Below are 18,659 nucleotides of genomic sequence, written 5' to 3' on the forward strand. Positions count from 1 at the left end.
GTGTTTCTCCCTATGTTCCTGTTCGAGACGGTGGTTGAAGATAGGTTTCGTAAATCCGCTCGCTGTCGCCGAAGGCTGCCACCGTCCCGTTACGCATGATGGCAATCTTGTTGGTGACCGGCAGGATCCCCATCCGGTGAGTCATTATAACGACGGTCATCCCCCTGGATTTCATGCGCTCGATTGCCGTGAACAGCATGCGTTCGCCGTCATAATCCAGGCTCGAATTCGGATCGTCGAGAACGATCAGGGACGGATTTCCATAGGCCGCCCGTGCCAAGCCCAGCTGTTGGCGCTGCGCTCGAAGGAGCAGGTTTCCACCTTCACCGATATCGGTCTCGTAGCCCTGGGGCAGCCGCATGATCGCGTCGTGCAAGCCAACCAGCTTTGCGGCGTCGATCGCTTTACCGGGATCTCCTCCGTCCAGCCGGCCGATCACATCCTTGATTGCTCCGCCAAAGAGTTCGATGTCCTGCGGCAGGTATCCGACGTGGCGGGTCCCCCCGCAAAGGCGCAGAGCGGAGATATCGACCCCGCCGAGAAGAGCACATCCGCTCGTTGCTTGCACAACGCCTGCTATGACGCGACCGAGTGTCGATTTCCCTGATCCCGACGGACCGATGAGCGCTATGCAATCGCCGGGCGCGAGGCGCAAGGTGATGCCTGTCAATATCGGCCGATCGGCGAATGGTTTGATATAGCTGACATTATCGAGAACGAGGCCATTGGGTTCCGGTAACGGCACCATTCGAGCATCGTGTTCAGATGCAACTGATATCAGCATTCTGTTCAAGCGATTGAAGGCTTTGCGCGCAAACGTAAAGGAGCGCCATGCACCTATTGCGCCCTCGATTGGTGCAAGCCCGCGTCCGAGCAGCAGGCTCGCAACGAAGATGATCCCGGCACTGCCATTGTTTGCGAGCACCAGCCAGGTGGCGGATCCCATCATCAGGATCTGCGCGAGGGTGCGGATCGATTTGGAGAAACCAAGAATGATCTCCGTCCGATGCATCGCGATGTCCTGCGCCCTTCTTGCCATTTCCGCATCGCGATAGACGATCAGCGCTGCGCCATCCTGCATGCCCATTGCCCGGATCACCTCGATGTTTTTGAGGGCGGTCGCAAACCGGATATAGCTCCTCGAAAGGGCAAGATTGGCGTAGGCAAGCGGCTCTCTCGTCGCCAGTTCCGTCAGGAACGCAAACAGCAGAAGTGCAAGCGCGCTCAGAAGACCGATGGTCCCAAGCAGCGGATGAACAAGAAAGAGCAGGAACAGGAATACCGGTGCCCAGGGAACATCAAAAAAGAGCGAGCTAGCCGGTGAATCGAGGAACTGGCGTAGTGCGGCCAGGTCCCTGTAGCATTCCGTGGCGGCTCCCGTATCGGCGCGAGCGGCATATTCGAACGATGCCGTCAGCACCATGGGCCGCAGCCTGTGGTCCAGCCAACTGCCGATGCGCGAAAGAGCTGCTCTGCGCACGATATCCAGCGTGGACCCGACCATCACGCCGATGGCGATGATCATCGTCAGCATCAGCAGCGTGTCAGCGCTTCGGCTCGACAGGACCCTGTCGTAGATCTGCAGGAGATAGATCGAAGGCGCGAGAAGAAACAGATTGTAGCCGCAGCTATAGAGGAAGACCAGCCCGAAGGCTCCGGCACAAGCCCGGAGCGCAACAACAAGCTGTGTCGGCGGGCGCGGTGGCTTTATGGAAATTGTTGTCATTATCAGATCTCGCTGCACTTGATACTGACAAGAAGAGGCTGCTTACCTTGAGGGCCGCCGGCCGAAACCAGCGGCCCTTGAGGTCTGAGTTCAGGAGCCGAGATGGTCGACGTCGATATGGCCGAAGGCGTTTATGAAGTGATCGAGAGAATTGTTCACCGTCGTCGTTTCGGGATCCGTGTGAACCAGAGCTGACGAGATATCGCCGCCCAGAGCGTTGTTTCCGTTGCCGCCGTTGCCGCCGACGCCTGCGAGGATGGTCGCATGCTGATCGGCCACAAGCTGCGTATATTGGGTCGCGGTCGTCGCCGCATTCACGGTAGCCGTGTCGCCGCCGCTCGAGTTTCCTTGGCTGCCGTTGGAGTGGGAATCTCCCCCCGCGCCGCCGTCGCCGCTGTTCGTGACCGCCGCCAGGAAGCCGTTCTTGGCCTGAGCAAAGCCACCGTCTCCGCCACTGCCGGCGTCCCAACCTGCCTTCTGCCAAACGTGATCGCCGTTGTGCAGATGGGTATCGGCCCCGTAGACCGTTTGCACTGGGTCTACATATGCAACCGGGTTGTAGTTGATGTTCCCATCGTTGTGGCCATCTCCGCCGTTGCCGGCATTCGCGTCACCCGCATCCGGGTTGTTGAGATGAATCGTGTCGGATATCTGTGGAATAGGCATTGATGTCACTCCTTCTACTTCGTTTCATCAGTGTTGCTTTTACGGCGTGAGTATCAAGCATGTCACCGCCAGCCAATACAACCGCAGGCAAATAATGCCTGCGATTTAATCTGTGAACCATCTAGATATTCGGTGACATTCATTCGGATGTATACTTCGAGGCGGCGAAGCGTTATTTGAATTGGTACTTGGTGCTTTGGCGTCGGATGGCATGGCCACGATCATGTCTGCGACCTCGTCGAAGCGGCGCCGCTTTTTGAAGCAACGCCCGCCGAAGAAAACCGCCTGTATCCGGGGTTCTCATCAGGTTTGCGCTTGGCAAAGACGATCCTGTTCGGGGCTGAAAACGTTTATGTTCCGCCGCGAGAAAGATGCAGGACCTCTGATCCAAGGGCGGATTGGTGCTCGCAAACTCGCACAACGGGCGCTGCGGTCATGACAGCCAAATGGCTACAGTCCTAGCCGACGGGATGTAGACGAATTGCAGGCTCCGCTTTTCTTCCGTTCAGAGGCACAATGCCTGAACAATTCAGGCTGCATGGCGCCGCACGCTCGGTGGACGTGCGGTTGACCGCGGATGGAGACGGCAATGGCGGAAACTCGTTCCTTAGTGGAAGACTTGCCCAAGGCGGGCACCGATCAACACCTCGCCTCCAATGTGGCCGCGGGACATCTGGCGCTGGTGCCGACTTGGCTTCCATTGGATGTCGCTTCCGGTCCAAGCTCTAATTCAGCCGGCAGCGGTGGTGACGGGATAAGCGAAGGCGTGATCAGCAGCAACGCGTTGGCCGTTTTCATGCCGTCCAATGCCGCTATTGCGGGACCTCATTCGGGTGCCGACGCTTTCCAGGGCAATGATGCGCTCATCAATCAGCATCCCACCGAAATGGCCGGGATAGGTGGGAATGGCGGCAGCGGCAATGTTGCCATCCGCAGCGGCGATGGCGCCAATCATGCCGGCACGGGGGGCAATGGGCTTTTCTACGGCGGACTCGTGAGCACCGAAGTCGCACTGTTTGCCCCCGTCAATACTGCCGTGGCTGCAGGCCCCGGCGCGACGGCTCACGCCGAGCAATCGAACAACGCCCTGTTCCTGCAGGGCGCAACCCAGATCGGCGGCATGGGCGGCTCGGGCGGAGACCATAACGTCGCGAGCCACGGCTCGTCGATGAGCCCGGGAACTGCGCTCACATTGACCGGCGACTTTTATGCAGGTCATGGCGGCGATGGATATTTCGTCGGCACTATGGTCGACGTGAGTATCGCCATCTTCTCGCCGATCAATATCGCCATTGGCGCCGCGGGCGGCTCGGCGGAGGCCCATCAGACAAACAATGTCATTTTCGATCAGGGAGCTGTGCAGATCGCAGGCATCGGCGGCAATGGCGGTGGCTTCAACCTGTCGTCAGACACGATTTTCACCGGCAACCATGCGCTCGGCGGTGGCGGTGACGGAGTCGGATCGTCAACCGGCAGCATGGTCGATGTCAATTTCGGCTATTTCCATCCCATCAACATTGCCGTTCCCGCCGGTGGGACGGCGGACGCCCAACAGGTCGATCATGTTCTCTATGATCAACATGCGCTCCAGTTGGCCGGCATCGCGGGCCACGGCGGAGACGGTAACCTCACAGACGCCCATTCGGCTCTCGTAGACGACATTCTGAGCTTCATGCATGGCTAGAGCCTTTCCATTTTTCTTCGAAGCACGGAAATGCTCTATCTCTTTGTTTCCACGCAATTCCGGACGCAAAACCGCTACGCATTTTTGCTGGTATTGCGCTAGCGCATAGCCTCCCCACTTGCATTGCGGAGGCTCAACTGCACGAAACCGTTCTTTGCGCGATCTTTCAAGCCATGTGTTGAATTGTTTCCTCCGCCCGGCATTCGGCTCCTTGGGCCGATATGACACTGAACGGCGGGCTCAGTGAGATCCCGAACATTCCACAATGACCTCATCCGCATTGTCGCCGATTTCGGCCGACTGGGGCCGTGACCTCCGGCCGCTATCGGTCGGTGCCGGCGCAGTGCTGTTTGCGGGAGAACAATGCTAACTGGTATTAATGCGTCATTAGAGCACAGTTTCACTAATCATAAGGGGTAGTCAGCGATCTCAGGCTTTTGTTACTTTTCGCGTTTGTCATTTTGTTGTCGGGTCTGCGACTGCTTTGAATTGAGATATGGAAACAAAGCCGAGCCGATCGGCAACTCGTTATATCCAATGGCGCTTTCCGAAATGGGTCGGTAGCAGATCAGTTGCCTTTTCAGTGCCTTTGAAAGCTTTGTTGACCCGCTTGCCGTACGTGAATTCGGCGAAGGCTGGAAAGTCTGCAGCGACAAGTCGAACCAGCAGGCATTCATGAAAAATCTCTTCAATGTGCTCTGCAATCCCAGTTATCTATCATTGATATTTTATAAACTATAAGAATTATCATGAGAGGTAAGACTATTAATATCAGAAATACACTCACTTTTTCTCATGACATGTAGTGAGAACAGGAATAATATGAACAGCTGTTGCGTTGCAAATATTCTTGGGGAGCACGCAAGTGTCCGACATTACTGGAACTAGGCGCCGTATCGGGCGCAATGCACCAACTGTGATCATCATCGAGCATTCTACATTGGCGCGCACCACCGTGGTGAAGCTTCTTGAGCGTGAACTCGCCGGATGGAACGTTATAGATTTGATCTCGACCGAGAGTCTCGAGAGTGCTCTCGGAGCTGAGGTGCGTTTGATTGTATTGGGTCTGGCTGGCAGAAGTGTTGAGAGCACCAGCCTGCGTGACGATCTCGCGGCGATTGCTGCACGTTTTCCTGAGGCTCCTGTCACGTTGCTCTCAGGTACGGATGACGCCATCATAGCCCGTCAGGCACTCAAGATGGGCCTCCGCGGCTTATTCTCGACTTCACTTCCCATTGACATTGCCCTTGCCGGTCTTCGTCTCGTTCTGGCTGGAGGAACGTTTTTCCCGCAGCTATTGGGAGCTGTTACAGCAGTCCCAAACGATCATACGCCGGTCAGAAATGAGGCCGAAAAGAGTTTGGATGAGAGGACGCAGTATTTGGCGATCGCTGATTTCACTCCCCGGGAAGCGGATGTCCTCGCAGAGCTGCAATGCGGCTGTTCAAATAAGGTCATTGCAGGAAAACTTAATTTGTCGGGGCATACGGTGAAGATGCATTTGCAGCACATAATGCGCAAGTTGCAGGCGCAGAACCGCACAGAAGTGGTTGCCCGCTTAATTCAAAGAGCCGCCGGTGGGCCTGACGTCTCGCCGAGTTAGGCGGCGTCGCCAGTACCGGGGAGTATCGGCGGGGCGTTCGTTTCAACGGGTCTCATATCGTGATGCCTCGATCGGAACCGCGAGTCCGGCCGTCCGTTACCCTTTGAGGAACGGAGGATATGGACATGCGCAAGAGAAAAGCCATCGTCGAGGCGGCGCTCGAGTCCGAGTACGAGCGCCAGGCACTGGGGATCATGAATACCGAGCAAGCTCTCAAGCTTGAGGATTCCGACGGTCTTGTCTTCAGTCATCCGGATAAAGAGGCCGGAGTGACGGACCATTTTGTCGATCAAGATGAGCTGCGCCGATTGGTGCGGCGGTCAACGCCGCCGCTTTCCCGATTGCAATCGCAGCCTCGTACGACGCGTTCGTCCTGAACTTCAAGCAATCATATAACCACCGTCCACCGGCATCGATATCCCGTTCACCATGGCAGCCTGATCGGACAGCAGGAAAAGAACAACCTCGGCGATATCTGCCGGCTCGGCGAAGCGACCGACGGGAATTCGCTTCATCATCCCCGCGGCTTTCTCGGGATCGCTCCATGCCTTCACCGCCATTGGCGTCAACGTCACCGTTGGATGGACGCCGTTGGCGCGGATGCCGTGCGGCGCAAGTTCCTTGGCCATGACCCGCGTCAAGCCATCCAATCCACCCTTCGATGCACAATAGGCCGCGTGGTCGGGGATGCCGACGAAGGAGGCGACCGACGAGACATTGACGATGGCGCCCTTGCGGCCCTCCTTGATCAGCGAACGGGCATATTCCTGGGCGACGATCATCGGAGCGCGCGTATTGACCGCGACAAGACGATCGAACGCTTCGACGGTCGTCTCCAGGAACGGCTGGAGCTCGGTCGTGCCGGCGCAGTTGATAAGGAAATCTGCGGGAAGGGCAGCGATCGCCGCCTCTCTGGTCGCATCGGCGTCCGCGAGATCGACCTGGATTGCCCGGCAGCCGAATTCCCCTCGCAACGCTTCGACGTCGGCAGCACTACGCGTCAGCGCGACGACCTGCGCACTCCGTTCGACGAGCATCCTTACAATTTCGCGTCCGATACCTTTGCCGGCGCCGGTCACGATCACCGTCTTTCCTCTGAACTCCATGGGTCGATCTCCTAAAGTCTCTGGCCTGTTTCCCGATCGAAGATATGCGCACGTCGGGGATCGATGTGGAAGTACATCGTCCGTCCGGGGTCGACCTCGATACGCTCACGGATCAGCGCGTCGATCGGCACGCCTCCCGTGCGGCCGAAGATCAACGTCTCGGAACCCGTCGGCTCGAACACCGAGACTTCGACCGGAACGCCTTCCTCGCCGATCGTGATGTGCTCCGGTCGTATGCCGTAGGTAACGGCTCGTCCTTCATCCGCATTTGTGTCCGCCATCGGAAGGGCGATGCCCTGGTCGGTGACGACGATCTTCCTGCCGTCGCGGGTGGCTATGCGGCCCTCAAGGAAGTTCATCGATGGGCTGCCGATGAAGCCGGCGACGAAGAGGTTGACGGGGAAGTCGTAGAGATCGAGAGGCTTGCCGATCTGCTCGACCCTCCCGTCACGCATCACCACGATCTTGTTGGCCATCGTCATCGCCTCGATCTGATCGTGCGTGACGTAGACGGTGGTGGTCTTCAGCCGCTGGTGAAGCTCCTTGATCTCGACGCGCATGGTGACGCGGAGTTTAGCGTCGAGGTTCGACAATGGCTCGTCGAATAGGAAGACCTTCGGGTCTCGGACGATGGCACGACCCATCGCCACGCGTTGACGCTGTCCGCCCGACAGTTGCTTCGGATAGCGGTCGAGATAACGCGTCAGATCGAGGATCTCGGCCGCCCTGCCGACCTTCTCGTCGATCTCCGCCTTCGGACGTTTGGCCATCTTCAGCGGAAAGCCCATATTCTCGGCGACCGTCTTGTGGGGATAGAGCGCGTAGCTCTGGAAGACCATCGCGATGTCACGCTCCTTTGGAGGAGCGTCGGTGACGACACGGCCGCCGATCCGGATGTCTCCGCTGCTGACCGTCTCCAGCCCGGCGATCATCCGGAGCAGGGTGGACTTGCCGCATCCGGAGGGACCGACCAGAACGACGAATTCCCCGTCCTCGATGTCGACGCTCACGCCATGCATGACCTGAAGAGAGCCATACTTCTTGGTGACGTCGCTAACCTGTACGTTTGCCAATGTCGTTCCCCCTAAAGCAGCCCAGTTTGTGTTTTGATGTCATTGACGGAATTCATCGGTTCATCCCTTCCAGACGACATAGGCGCCAAGGACCGCCGAGATTGCCGCCGCGAACCATACCGAAGGCCCGAACGGCTCGATGAACCGCATCCAGAACAGCGAGAGCGCGACCCAGATCACGATCGAGATGAAGAGCCGGTCGAACCAGTTCGTTTCGATCGGCAGAAATCCCGGCTTGCGTTCGTTATTTCCTGATTGAGACGTCATAGTTTCATCCTTTCACGGCGCCGAAGGTCAGGCCGGCGACGATGTGACGCTGGACCACCGAAAAGACGATGAGCGCCGGAACCAATGTCAGCATTGAGATCGCGGCCATGATGCCCCAGGCCGTTCCCGTCGTCGTCACATATTCAGACAAGCCGGTGGTCAGAGTCCGCGCGTGGAAATTGGTGAGCGTCGCTGCCAGCAGGTATTCGTTCCACGCAAACACCCAGGTCAGGATTAGCGTCACCGCAAGTCCGGGCCGTGCCAAAGGAAAGATGATATCATAGAGGACGGTCCATGGGCTCGCGCCGTCCATGTAGGCCGCCTCGTCCAATTCCTTCGGAATGCCTTCCACGGTCGGACGCAGCGTCCAGATGGCGAAGGGAAGGTTGAAGGAGCAATAGACCAGGATCATGCCCAGCTTGGAATCGGCGAGCGAGAAGTCGCCGATCCTGTAGACCTGCGTCAGTAGCAGGAAAAGCGGCAGCAGGAAGACCGCCGGCGGCGCCATGCGGTTGGTGATCGTCCAGAAGAAGATGCTTTCCTTGCCGGCGAGGTCGAAGCGCGTCAGGGCGTAGCAGGCAAGGAAGCCGAGCGTGGTGACGAGCAGCGCGTTGCCTGACGAAATGATCATCGAGTTGAGCATGTATCCGCGCAAGGTCGGATTGGTCAGCACGTCCTGGTAGTTCTTCCAGAAGAAGCTCCGGACAATGACATCGGGCGTCGAGAACAGGTCGAAGGGCTGTTTCACCGATATGACGAAGAGCCAGTAGATCGGGAAAAGGGTCGCGAGGCTTATCAAGGTCCACAGGACGACCGGAAGCCAGGGAAAACGGGTCTTCTTCATCGCTTCAACCTCTCTTCACGCGGGGCGCAATCAAACCGACGTAGAGCAGCCAGCAGACGACGATGGTGAGATAGAGGACGATGACGGAGATCGCCGAACCGTAGCCGTAATTCGTCTTGGGAAAGACTTCCTTGAAGATATGGACGCCGATGTAGCGCGTCGATGAACCCGGACCGCCGCCGGTCAGCATCAGGACTTCGTCAACGGTGCGCAGCGCATCCATCAGCCTGATGAACACGGTGGCGAGCATGGCCGGACGGATCAGGGGCAGCGTGATGTGCCAGAAGATCTGGCTTTTGCCCGCGCCGTCGATCTGCGCCTGCTCGAACGGGTCTGAAGGAAGTGAGACGAGTGCGGCGATCAGCGACAGGGTGACGAGCGGCGTCCAGTGCCAGATGTCCATGATGACAGTGACGGTGAAGGCCGCGACGGCGCTCTGGCCGATATTCAGATCGTAGCCGAACCAGCTCCTCAGAAGATAGGGAATGATGCCGATGGAGGGGGTGGTCATCAGCTTCCAGACTGAGCCGACGATGATCGGCGCCATGATCAGCGGCAGCGTATGGATCGTGCGAAACACCGCTTTTCCGGGAAAGTCCTTGAGCAGCGCCTGGGCGAGGATGTAGCCAAGGACCAGCTCCGACACGACCGCGAAGAAGACGAATGTCAGGGTGATGCCGAGTGATGCCAGGAACTGCGGGTCGAAGACGAGCCGCCGATAGTTCTCAGCCCAGTTGAAAATCATGCCCGGATTGGCCGCGAACGGGTTCCATGAATGGAAAGAGACCCAGAGGACGTAGATGAAAGGAAAGATCCCGAACAGTCCGAGGATCACTATGGTCGGTGACAGCAACAGCCACCCGAGCTTCTGCGAATGCATCGCCTATCCCCCATTGAACGTTATGTGGACGTCCGCTCCATCTGGGAACGGAAGATGACGGGTCGTCGGAACGACCCGTCAAGTTGGGGAGGATGTTTTATTTGCGATAGCCGAGCGAGGTGAGCTCTTCTTCGGCCTTGGCCGCCATCTGGTCGAGGCCTTCATCGGGCCCGATCTTGCCGGTCAGGATGTCGTAGAAGATAGGAGCGGTCGCTTCACGCACCTGCGCATGGAAGGGATAGGGGGGAGCGCCGGCGAAGAGCTTGCCGTCGTCCTTCAGCATCGTGTAGAAGCCGCCGAGCTTGACGTCCATCTCCTTCACCTTCGGATCGTCGAACGTCGCCTTGTTGGTGATGCGCGGTGCGGCGATCGCCCAATCGGGCTGCACTTCGTTCTGGCCGATGAATTCGAGGAACAGCAGTGATGCTTCCTTGTTCTTGGACGTGACCGGAACGCCGAAGGCGCCGCCATCGTAGTAGCCGATATAGCCCTTTCCAGCTTTCGCGTCGTCCAATACGCCCGGCTCGAGCGGCGGCAGAGCGAAACCGACCTGGCCGACCACCTTCGACTGCGCCGGATCGCTTGCGATCCACGCGGCGTTCTCACCGTAGATCAGGCCCTGGGCGACGCGGCCCGCGGCGAAGGTCGTTGCGGTTTCCGTCCAGGTTGACTGCGTCGATTCCGGAGGAGCGATGTCGCGCAGGTGCAGCCAGTACTTCAACGCGGCCTTGGCCTTGTCGCCGTTCATTGCGCCGCCATGTTCGACCGTCGCCGCATAATTGTTCTTGGCGTCGATGCCCCAATTGTAGACGCCGAAAGTCGGCGCGATGGACTCGAAGAATTCATACCAGGACGCCGGATGGCCGGTATGTGCCTGAGCGGTGGTGCCCCAGAGCTCCATACCGTTGTCCTTGCCGTACTTCGTGAAGAATTCGGCGATCTCGGTGTATTCCGCGTGTGTGGTCGCCGGCTTCAGGTCCTTGCCGGTTTCCTTCTTGAAAGCTTCCTTGATCTTCGGATCTTCGAACAGGTCCTTACGATAGAGATACGCCTTCAGGAAGGCTTCCATCGGAACGCCGAAGAGATCGCCGCTCGCGTCCTTGAAATAGTCGGCAAAGCTGGTGAAGTTCGCATCGTCGTAGGTCGGCGCCTTCAGATCCGGCTGGTCTTTAAGCGTCTTGGTGATGTCGACGAGGAAATTCCTGGCGAGATAGGAGTAGATGATGTCCTGCTCGATGTAGACCATGTCATAGATACCAGTCTTGGCTTCCATGTCCTTGATGGCCTTGTCGTACATCTGATCCCAGGACGTCGTCTCGATGTCGACCTTGATGCCGGTCTTCTTTTCGAATTCCGGAGCAAGCACATTCCTGATGTAGTTCGATGGCGGGGTGCTTTCGGTGACGCCGTGCAGTGTCACGCCCTTGAATTTGGCGCCGGCGTCGGACCAGAAATCAGCCCAGGCAGGCGAAGCAGTGGCGGCGAGGCTGAGCGTCAGCGCAAGCGCGCTAGCCTTCAAAGCATAGTTCATTTTCAATCCTCCCAAAGTGCAGCGAGATCATTTCGCCGGTCCTTTGTGTAGGCCAAAAAAACCACCGGCGCAACATTTGTTGTCTAAACATGCAAATAGAGGATCTATCCTATTGATTTTCGCAGAAACTAATTTCCGACGGAGGGTTGAATGCAATGGGCGCAAGCTTAAAATGTTGCATTGCAAGGTATTTTTGCAAAGCAGCAAAAGATTTTAAGCCAAAATTATTTGTTGTCTTGCCAAACTAAATGGCATAGCACTGTTCGCAGCCAAAGGCATTTTTTGGAGGAAAAGGCTATGCGTCGATTGGGTATCCATTCATTTGTATGGACAGGCGGCCAAACGCAGGAAGGGCTGGAGATGGCCCTCAACAAGACGGCCGAACACGGATATCGCACCATCGAATTTGCCTATCTGCGCCCCGAGAAATTCAATCTCGATCGACTGGCAAAGCTTGCGCAGTCGCTTGACGTGGAGATTGGCGTGACGATGGGCCTGCCGCTCGACAGGGACGTATCGAGCGAGGATACCTCAGCTGTGTCCGCCGGCAAGCAGACGCTGGCCGACGCCGTTCGGGCGGTCCGTGACATCGGCGGCAACAAGCTCGGCGGAATTCTCTATTCCGCGCACACCAAGTACAATCGCCAACCGACGAAGAAGGGCTGGGACAATAGCGTCGCCGCGATCGCCGCAACCGCCGAAGTCGCCAGACAAGCGAACGTCGACCTCGTCCTGGAGGTTGTCAACCGGTTCGAGACCAACCTGCTGAATACGGCAGCGCAGGGGCTGAAGTTCGTCGCCGAGACGGGATCGGAGCATGTCCGTCTCCACCTCGACACATTCCATATGAACATCGAGGAAGCCAATCCGGCCGCGGCGATCCGCTTGGCCGGCGACAAGATCGGCTACTTCCACATCGGCGAGAGCAATCGCGGTTACCTCGGTGACGGTGTCATCAACTTCGATCTGATCTTCGACGCTCTGCTCGACATCGACTACAAGCGCGACATCGTGTTCGAAAGCTTCTCGACGACGGTCGTGGACGAAGGCCTGTCGCTCGCCTGTGCGATCTGGCGCGACACCTGGGAGGATAATGATCCGCTTGCGGCGCACGCGAAGCGCTACATCGAGCTGAAATATGACGAGGCCAAGCGCCGCCGCGCCACAAACGCGCGGCCCTGATTATCCCTCTGACAGCCTGTTCCAGTCGTGTAAGGGTTGGGCCGACTGAAGGGAATTGAAACATGAACGACACCGTCTCCATCGGAAGTTCGCCGCGCAGGATCCGACAGAACAATATCGTCGCCGCCTTGCAGACGATCTATGCCCACCGAAGCCTCAGCCGGGCGGATCTCGCCCGGAAGCTCGGGATGAATCGCTCGTCCTCGGGAGAGATCGTCGCCGAGCTGACGGAAGGCGGGTTTGTTCAGGAGTCGGACGAGAGCGGCAAGCAGCGCCTGGAGCATTCCCGTGCCGGGCGTCCTGGTATCATGCTCGAACTGGTCCCCGATGCCGCATTCTTCGTCGGGATCGAGATTGGCGTCGAGCATATATCGGCTGCAGTTGTCGATCTCTCCGCCGAAGTCCGGGCATGTCGGAAAATCGCGTTCGACACCATGTCGTCGACCGTGGAGGAGGCCGTGGCGCGGGGTGTCGAGCTGATCGTCGGCGCGATGGCGAAGGGGATGATCGGACGCTGCAAGGGTCTCGGCATATCGGCGCCGGCCCACATCCGGCCGGACGGAATTGTCACCCTCGCACCCATCATCGGCTGGCGGGAGGTGTCGTTGAAGGAGATTGGCCGATCCGCCTTCCTGGCCGCCTTCCCGGCCGCCGTCCCGATCGCAGTTGAAAACGACGCCAACGCGTTTGCGATCGGCGACAGCTATCGTCACGGCGTCTCAGGCGTGACCCTGTTCCTGCTGATGGAAACCGGCGTTGGTGGCGGCATCATGATCGATGGCAAGCTGTTCCGGGGCGGCCACGGCCTGGCGGGAGAAATCGGTCACACCCTGGTGCCGGGAAGCGGCGGTCAGAAGTTTGAGCAACTGATCGGTCGCGAAGTGCTGATCAGGCAGTATCGCGAGGCTATTGGACGTAAGCACGTCGATCTGCAGGAATTCCTTGGCGACGTTCATGACCGTGTCCCGGCCGCGGTCAATATCGCCGAAACCTGGTCGCGCCATCTCGCATATGCATTGCTGCAGGCCTGTCGGCTGCTCGACCCCGACAGGATCGTGCTGGGTGGCTCTGTGGCATCCCTCTACCCGATGGTGGCCGCCCGGGTGGCGGTCCACATGTCGGAGGGCCAGAGTATACCTTTCCCCACGCCGGAGATCGTCGTGGACGATGATGCGGAGTTCGGCTCCGCCTTCGGGGCGGCGTGCATGTTGCACCAGCGCTTTCTGTCATTGGAGAGCGAGGAGTTCGGCGGCGAGGACGGTGCGCCGATCCAGTCGGCGACGAGTTGACGACAAGAACGATCGAAAGCAGGATTGCAAATGACTTCAGTACTGGCTCCGGACCCGCTTGGTCCCACCGTTTGCGTAGGGGAGATCCTCGTCGAGATCGTCGCCACGACGGTCGGAGACGGTTTTCTCAAAGCCCAGCCGCTCGTCGGTCCGTTCGCGAGCGGAGCGCCGGCGATCTTCATCTCGCAATGCGGGCGCCTGGGCGGCAAGGCCGCAATGGTCGGCGCCGTCGGCGATGACGATTTCGGTCGTGTCAATACCGATCGCCTCAAACGCGACGGCGTCGACGTTTCGACGATCTCGATCGATTCGGATTACCCCACAGGCAGCGCCTTTGTCCGCTACCGCAAGGATGGCTCCAGGGATTTCGTCTATAACATCGCCACATCAGCAGCTGCGCGCTTCGGCTGGTCTCAAGCGGTCGGCGATCTCATCCATCGGAGCGGACATCTTCACGTGATGGGTTCCGCCCTGTCGGTCCCCAGTGCGCGCGCTGTGATCGACAAGGCGGTCGACATCGTCAAGGCGCGGGGCGGAACCCTCTCAGTGGATCCGAACATTCGCAAGGAATTGAAGCTGGATGATGATACCGAGCGCCGCTTTTCCAAGCTTGTCGCTGCCGCCGATCTGCTTCTGCCGTCCGGAGAGGAGCTTGAGCGTGCCGCCGGCGTCGAAGGCGAGGCAGAGGCGATCCGCCGCTTGTTCGAGATCGGCGTCAAGGAGATCGTGCTGAAGCGCGGCGCCGAAGGCGCAACCTATTTCGGCAGGCAAGGAGACCGCATCGACGCATCGGCATTTGTCGTTCAAGAGGTCGACCCCACCGGCGCCGGCGACTGCTTTGGTGGCGCCTATCTCACCTGCCGGCGGCTCGGAATGTCTCCGCAGCAAGCTCTGACCTATGCCTCGGCCGCCGGCGCCCGCAACGTGATGGTCTTGGGTCCGATGGAAGGTGCCGGCACTCGGCAAGAGCTCGATGCGTTCATCGCTTCAACGGAAAGGCGGTCGTGATGCAGGTGCATCTCAACGAACTGGCCAGGCTGAGGATCGAAGGCCACCCCAGAGGCGTGACCTCCGTATGCTCCGCCCACCCCATCGTGCTTCGCGCCGCGCTCCGACATGGACGGCAACACGAGAGCACCGTCCTCATTGAAGCGACCTGCAACCAGGTCAACCACCTCGGCGGCTACACCGGAATGACGCCAAGCGACTTCGCGTCCCGCGTTCGCCAAATAGCAGTCGAGGAGGGATGCCCCGAAAATCTGATCGTTCTCGGCGGTGACCATCTCGGCCCCAATCCTTGGCGCGATCGCCCGGCCGAAGAGGCCATGGCCGAGGCGGAGAAGATGGTTGCCGCCTATGTCGAGGCCGGGTTTCGCAAGATTCACCTCGATGCCTCGATGGGCTGCAAGGGCGAGCCAGTGGCGCTCGACGACGAAACCACCGCCCATCGCGCCGCCCGGCTCGCGGCGGTCGCCGAGGCCTCGGCGAAGAAGAGCGGCGGCGCAATGCCGGTTTATGTCATCGGCACCGAAGTGCCACCGCCAGGCGGGGCCGATCATGCCCTGACAACCATCGATCCGACGGCGGCCGCAGCGGCGCTGAAGACGATCGAAGTCCACCGCCGGATCTTTGCGGAGGCAGGACTCGGCCAAGCGTTTGAACGGGCCATCGGGCTGGTCGTTCAGCCGGGCGTCGAGTTCGGCAATCAGAATGTCATCCTTTACGACCGCAGCAAGATAGACGCGCTGAAATCGGTGCTCACCGAGGAGCCGCAGTTCGTCTTCGAAGCGCATTCGACGGATTATCAGGGAACCCGGCCCTTGACCGCGCTGGTGGAGGACGGCTTTCCCCTTCTAAAGGTCGGTCCCGAGCTGACCTTCGTCCTGCGCGAAGCGCTCTATGCGTTGGATGCGATCGCGTCGCACCTCTTGCCCGATTACGGCGAACGTCCGCTCTATGCGGCGATGGAAGCGGTGATGCTCGATCAGCCCGGCAACTGGAGCCGCCACTACCACGGGACAAACGCCGAGATGCGCTGGCTGCGGCATTACTCGCTGTCTGACCGCATTCGCTATTATTGGGCGTCGGCTGAAGCCCAAGAGGCCGTCGGGCGCCTGTGCGAGGCGCTTCGAGGGCAAATTGTACCGCTGCCCTTGTTTTGGCAGCATATGCCGGCCGCACAGGAATTCGCAGATGCGCCGCTCGATCCGGAACAGGTTTTGATCTGGAGGGTGACGAAGAGTCTCTCGGACTATCACGCCGCCTGCGGTGTCGGGAAAAATTGACAATCAGGATCAAGACAGGAGGAAAATCGATGACGGAATTGAATGGGAAGATCGCGGCGGTCACGGGTGCTGCGTCCGGAATTGGACTCGCTTCGACGGAGGCAATGCTCGCCGCTGGCGCGACGGTCGTGCTGGTGGACCGCGATGAGAAGGCCCTTGAGACGGTTTGTGCCCGGCTTGGCGAGCGCGCTATTCCGCTCAAGATCAACTTGCTGGATCCGGGCGAGTGTGCGGGACTGCTCGATGGCATCCTGTCGAAGACCGGCAAGCTCGATATCCTGCATGCCAATGCAGGCACCTATATCGGCGGCGACCTGATGGAAACCGACCTCGATACCATCGATCGGATGCTCAATCTCAATGTAAACGTCGTCATCAAGAACGTTCGAAGCGTCATTCCGCACATGATCGAACGCGGCACCGGCGACATTGTCGTCACCAGCTCCGTCGCTGGACACTCGGCGATTCCATGGGAACCTGTTTATTCGTCATCGAAGTGGGCGATGACGTGCTTCGTCCAGACGATGCGACGCCAGCTTCTGAAAAGTGGCATTCGTGTGGGGTCGGTTTCTCCAGGGCCGGTGATCAGCGCTTTGCTTGCTGACTGGCCGGAGGAAAACCTTCGCAAGGCCAAGGAGGCCGGAGCCTTGATCGAGCCCAAGGAAGTCGCCGACGCGATCATCTTCATGCTGACCCGTCCGCGCAACGTCACTATCCGCGATATCGTCGTGCTTCCAAGCGCCTTTGACATTTGAGGAGACGCGAAATGAGCTACCAGCAGAAATTTCGCCTCGACGGCGAACGGGCGGTGGTCACAGGCGGAGGGCGTGCGATCGGTCTCTGCTGCACCGAGGCGCTGGCGGAGGCGGGCGCCGCCGTCGTCGTCATCGAACGCAGCGAGGCCGACGCTGTGCAAGCACTTGCGTTGCGCGACAGAGGCTACGACGTCGAAGTCCGGGTCGGCGACGTCACAGACGCGGCCCGAATGGACGCGATCGCGGCTGAACTCGCCGACGGCGGGCGGCCGGCGACCATCCTGGTGAACAATGCCGGAATTGGCCAGAGCGGCATCCCGGCGCAGGATCTCACCGACGCCGATTGGCTGCGCATGATGGACGTCAATCTCAACGGCGTCTTCTGGTGCTCGCGCGCCTTTGGTCGTCCGATGATTTCGATGAAACGCGGCGCCATCGTCAACCTCGGCTCGATGTCGGGGACGATCTGCAACCGGCCCCAGCCTCAGACGGCCTATAACGTCTCCAAGGCGGCAGTCCATCACCTCACGCGCTCGTTGGCCGCCGAGTGGGCACACCACGGTATCAGGGTAAATGCCGTTGCGCCCACCTATATCGAGACACCGATGGTGGTCGCCGTCGAAGCCAATCGCGAGCGTATCCCGCTCTGGCTCGCCGACACGCCGATGGGAAGAATGGGAACGCCGGAGGAGGTTGCAAGTGCGGTCCTCTTCCTCGCGTCGGGCGCCGCCAGCCTGATGACCGGGGCGATCGTCAACGTCGATGCAGGGTTCACCTGCTGGTAGTCGGTCCCGGACGAGGTGAGAGCGGCGCCTCGTCCACACCTGGAAACCAGTATGGAAACGTTACCACATTATCTTGACTCGCATTCCTGCTGCGTTTATCCAAATGTGGAAACGTTACCATATCGGGAGGAAGCTTGATGAAATCCGCGCGATTGAACCGACTTTTCGGCGTGTCTGGAAATTGTTTTGACGTTGCTATCGATCACGGCATGTTCAATGAACGGACTTTCCTCGCCGGCATCGAGAACATGAAGACTGCGATCGAGGTGATCGCGCAAGCGGCGCCGGATGCAATTCAGCTGCCGCCGGGAACCGCACCCATGCTGCAGGCGATCCCCGGCAAGCAGCGTCCGGCGCTGGTGCTGCGCACCGACATCGCCAACATCTATGGCAATCCCCTGCCGTCTCAGCTGTTTTCCGAAATGATCGACAGGGCGGTGGAACAGGGCGTTGCGTTGGATGCCGCCTGTGTCGTCGTCAATCTCTTGATGCTGCCGGACCAGCCGGAAGTCTACCGCGCCTGCGTGCGCAATGTGAACAGCCTGAAACGCGAATGCGAGATCTACGGCATGCCGCTGATGGTCGAGCCGCTCGTCATGCAGGACAATTCCAAGGGCGCCTACATGGTCGACGGCGCGATCGACAAGATCCTGCCGCTCGTGCGCCAGGCGGCCGAACTCGGCGCTGATATCATCAAGGCCGACCCCTGCGACAATGTCGAGGAATATCACCGCGTGGTCGAAATCGCCCAAGGCCTGCCGGTGCTGGTGCGCGGCGGCGGCCGCGTTTCGGATCAGGAAATCCTGATCCGCACCAAGCAGTTGATGGAGCAGGGCGCCCGCGGCATCGTCTATGGCCGCAACGTCATCCAGCATCAGAATCCCGCCGGCATGACGCGGGCCTTGATGGCAATTGTCCATGACAAGGCTTCCGTCGAGCAAGCCTCGCTGCATATTGGCTGACGCGCGTCTGGGAGGACATGT

18 protein-coding genes are annotated in these 18,659 nt (G+C 59.2%); 10 read left to right on the forward strand and 8 right to left on the reverse strand.

The genetic code is table 11. The annotated features are described in order from the left end of the window. Positions 1–10: 10 nt before the first annotated feature. Complete coding sequence (locus AC245Y_RS01350; protein WP_017992886.1) at positions 11–1,726, reverse strand: type I secretion system permease/ATPase; 1,716 nt, start codon at positions 1,724–1,726, stop codon at positions 11–13. Positions 1,727–1,816: 90 nt separating this feature from the next. Beyond that, positions 1,817–2,392, reverse strand: coding sequence for a hypothetical protein (locus tag AC245Y_RS01355; RefSeq protein WP_012755996.1), 576 nt, complete (start codon positions 2,390–2,392; stop codon positions 1,817–1,819). A gap of 589 nt (positions 2,393–2,981) precedes the next feature. Between AC245Y_RS01355 and AC245Y_RS01360 the strand changes: the two genes are divergently transcribed. The 3 genes from AC245Y_RS01360 to AC245Y_RS01370 all read left to right on the forward strand — a co-directional run bounded on the left by AC245Y_RS01360 (position 2,982) and on the right by AC245Y_RS01370 (position 6,056). Beyond that, positions 2,982–4,076, forward strand: coding sequence for a hypothetical protein (locus AC245Y_RS01360; protein ID WP_017992887.1), 1,095 nt, complete (start codon positions 2,982–2,984; stop codon positions 4,074–4,076). Between the two features lie 838 nt (positions 4,077–4,914). Beyond that, on the forward strand, positions 4,915–5,679 hold the full coding sequence (locus AC245Y_RS01365; protein WP_017992889.1) for a LuxR family transcriptional regulator: 765 nt from the start codon (positions 4,915–4,917) through the stop codon (positions 5,677–5,679). A 119-nt stretch (positions 5,680–5,798) separates the two neighbouring features. After that, positions 5,799–6,056, forward strand: a complete 258-nt coding sequence (locus AC245Y_RS01370) for a hypothetical protein (RefSeq protein ID WP_017992890.1) — start codon at positions 5,799–5,801, stop codon at positions 6,054–6,056. 3 nt (positions 6,057–6,059) lie between these two features. On the opposite strand, the gene AC245Y_RS01375 is transcribed toward AC245Y_RS01370, so the two are convergent. The 6 genes from AC245Y_RS01375 to AC245Y_RS01400 all read right to left on the reverse strand — a co-directional run bounded on the left by AC245Y_RS01375 (position 6,060) and on the right by AC245Y_RS01400 (position 11,380). After that, on the reverse strand, positions 6,060–6,785 hold the full coding sequence (locus tag AC245Y_RS01375) for an SDR family oxidoreductase (protein WP_012756001.1): 726 nt from the start codon (positions 6,783–6,785) through the stop codon (positions 6,060–6,062). Between the two features lie 11 nt (positions 6,786–6,796). Further along, on the reverse strand, positions 6,797–7,858 hold the full coding sequence (locus AC245Y_RS01380; protein WP_017992891.1) for an ABC transporter ATP-binding protein: 1,062 nt from the start codon (positions 7,856–7,858) through the stop codon (positions 6,797–6,799). Between the two features lie 60 nt (positions 7,859–7,918). Further along, positions 7,919–8,125: a DUF2160 family membrane protein gene (locus AC245Y_RS01385; RefSeq protein WP_003556377.1), complete on the reverse strand. Its 207-nt coding sequence runs from the start codon at positions 8,123–8,125 to the stop codon at positions 7,919–7,921. 4 nt (positions 8,126–8,129) lie between these two features. Next, positions 8,130–8,969: a carbohydrate ABC transporter permease gene (locus AC245Y_RS01390; RefSeq protein ID WP_017992892.1), complete on the reverse strand. Its 840-nt coding sequence runs from the start codon at positions 8,967–8,969 to the stop codon at positions 8,130–8,132. Between the two features lie 4 nt (positions 8,970–8,973). Continuing rightward, positions 8,974–9,849, reverse strand: a complete 876-nt coding sequence (locus AC245Y_RS01395; protein WP_012756005.1) for a carbohydrate ABC transporter permease — start codon at positions 9,847–9,849, stop codon at positions 8,974–8,976. A gap of 97 nt (positions 9,850–9,946) precedes the next feature. Next, positions 9,947–11,380, reverse strand: coding sequence for an extracellular solute-binding protein (locus AC245Y_RS01400; protein ID WP_012756006.1), 1,434 nt, complete (start codon positions 11,378–11,380; stop codon positions 9,947–9,949). A 297-nt stretch (positions 11,381–11,677) separates the two neighbouring features. Between AC245Y_RS01400 and AC245Y_RS01405 the strand changes: the two genes are divergently transcribed. From AC245Y_RS01405 to AC245Y_RS01435, 7 genes are all read left to right on the forward strand, one after another. After that, on the forward strand, positions 11,678–12,562 hold the full coding sequence (locus AC245Y_RS01405; RefSeq protein WP_017992894.1) for a sugar phosphate isomerase/epimerase family protein: 885 nt from the start codon (positions 11,678–11,680) through the stop codon (positions 12,560–12,562). A 62-nt stretch (positions 12,563–12,624) separates the two neighbouring features. Further along, a complete protein-coding gene (locus AC245Y_RS01410; RefSeq protein WP_017992895.1) occupies positions 12,625–13,851 on the forward strand; it encodes an ROK family transcriptional regulator in 1,227 nt (408 codons plus the stop codon). Positions 13,852–13,881: 30 nt separating this feature from the next. Further along, positions 13,882–14,859: a tagatose kinase gene (locus AC245Y_RS01415; protein WP_017992896.1), complete on the forward strand. Its 978-nt coding sequence runs from the start codon at positions 13,882–13,884 to the stop codon at positions 14,857–14,859. Further along, the gene (locus AC245Y_RS01420) at positions 14,859–16,136 is read left to right on the forward strand and encodes a D-tagatose-bisphosphate aldolase, class II, non-catalytic subunit (RefSeq protein WP_026157248.1); all 1,278 of its coding nucleotides are present in this window, start codon (positions 14,859–14,861) and stop codon (positions 16,134–16,136) included. Before AC245Y_RS01415 ends, AC245Y_RS01420 begins: the two co-directional genes overlap by 1 nt. 29 nt (positions 16,137–16,165) lie before the next feature. Continuing rightward, on the forward strand, positions 16,166–16,891 hold the full coding sequence (locus tag AC245Y_RS01425) for an SDR family oxidoreductase (RefSeq protein ID WP_012756011.1): 726 nt from the start codon (positions 16,166–16,168) through the stop codon (positions 16,889–16,891). A gap of 11 nt (positions 16,892–16,902) precedes the next feature. Then, entirely contained in the window at positions 16,903–17,676 is a 774-nt protein-coding gene (locus tag AC245Y_RS01430) for an SDR family NAD(P)-dependent oxidoreductase (protein WP_012756012.1), read from the forward strand. A gap of 137 nt (positions 17,677–17,813) precedes the next feature. Further along, a complete protein-coding gene (locus AC245Y_RS01435; protein ID WP_017992898.1) occupies positions 17,814–18,638 on the forward strand; it encodes a class I fructose-bisphosphate aldolase in 825 nt (274 codons plus the stop codon). Positions 18,639–18,659: the final 21 nt, after the last annotated feature.

Source organism: Rhizobium sp. SRDI943 (assembly GCF_057653695.1).

What these genes read in the sequence shown, in the direction of transcription:
- AC245Y_RS01435 (WP_017992898.1), top strand. Translation starts at nt 17,814, where the DNA reads ATGAAATCCGCGCGATTGAACCGACTTTTCGGCGTGTCTGGAAATTGT.
- AC245Y_RS01405 (WP_017992894.1), top strand. Translation starts at nt 11,678, where the DNA reads ATGCGTCGATTGGGTATCCATTCATTTGTATGGACAGGCGGCCAAACG.
- AC245Y_RS01430 (WP_012756012.1), top strand. Translation starts at nt 16,903, where the DNA reads ATGAGCTACCAGCAGAAATTTCGCCTCGACGGCGAACGGGCGGTGGTC.
- AC245Y_RS01375 (WP_012756001.1), bottom strand. Translation starts at nt 6,785, where the DNA reads ATGGAGTTCAGAGGAAAGACGGTGATCGTGACCGGCGCCGGCAAAGGT.
- AC245Y_RS01370 (WP_017992890.1), top strand. Translation starts at nt 5,799, where the DNA reads ATGGACATGCGCAAGAGAAAAGCCATCGTCGAGGCGGCGCTCGAGTCC.
- AC245Y_RS01385 (WP_003556377.1), bottom strand. Translation starts at nt 8,125, where the DNA reads ATGACGTCTCAATCAGGAAATAACGAACGCAAGCCGGGATTTCTGCCG.
- AC245Y_RS01420 (WP_026157248.1), top strand. Translation starts at nt 14,859, where the DNA reads ATGCAGGTGCATCTCAACGAACTGGCCAGGCTGAGGATCGAAGGCCAC.
- AC245Y_RS01355 (WP_012755996.1), bottom strand. Translation starts at nt 2,392, where the DNA reads ATGCCTATTCCACAGATATCCGACACGATTCATCTCAACAACCCGGAT.
- AC245Y_RS01400 (WP_012756006.1), bottom strand. Translation starts at nt 11,380, where the DNA reads ATGAACTATGCTTTGAAGGCTAGCGCGCTTGCGCTGACGCTCAGCCTC.
- AC245Y_RS01425 (WP_012756011.1), top strand. Translation starts at nt 16,166, where the DNA reads ATGACGGAATTGAATGGGAAGATCGCGGCGGTCACGGGTGCTGCGTCC.
- AC245Y_RS01415 (WP_017992896.1), top strand. Translation starts at nt 13,882, where the DNA reads ATGACTTCAGTACTGGCTCCGGACCCGCTTGGTCCCACCGTTTGCGTA.
- AC245Y_RS01410 (WP_017992895.1), top strand. Translation starts at nt 12,625, where the DNA reads ATGAACGACACCGTCTCCATCGGAAGTTCGCCGCGCAGGATCCGACAG.
- AC245Y_RS01360 (WP_017992887.1), top strand. Translation starts at nt 2,982, where the DNA reads ATGGCGGAAACTCGTTCCTTAGTGGAAGACTTGCCCAAGGCGGGCACC.
- AC245Y_RS01350 (WP_017992886.1), bottom strand. Translation starts at nt 1,726, where the DNA reads ATGACAACAATTTCCATAAAGCCACCGCGCCCGCCGACACAGCTTGTT.
- AC245Y_RS01390 (WP_017992892.1), bottom strand. Translation starts at nt 8,969, where the DNA reads ATGAAGAAGACCCGTTTTCCCTGGCTTCCGGTCGTCCTGTGGACCTTG.
- AC245Y_RS01395 (WP_012756005.1), bottom strand. Translation starts at nt 9,849, where the DNA reads ATGCATTCGCAGAAGCTCGGGTGGCTGTTGCTGTCACCGACCATAGTG.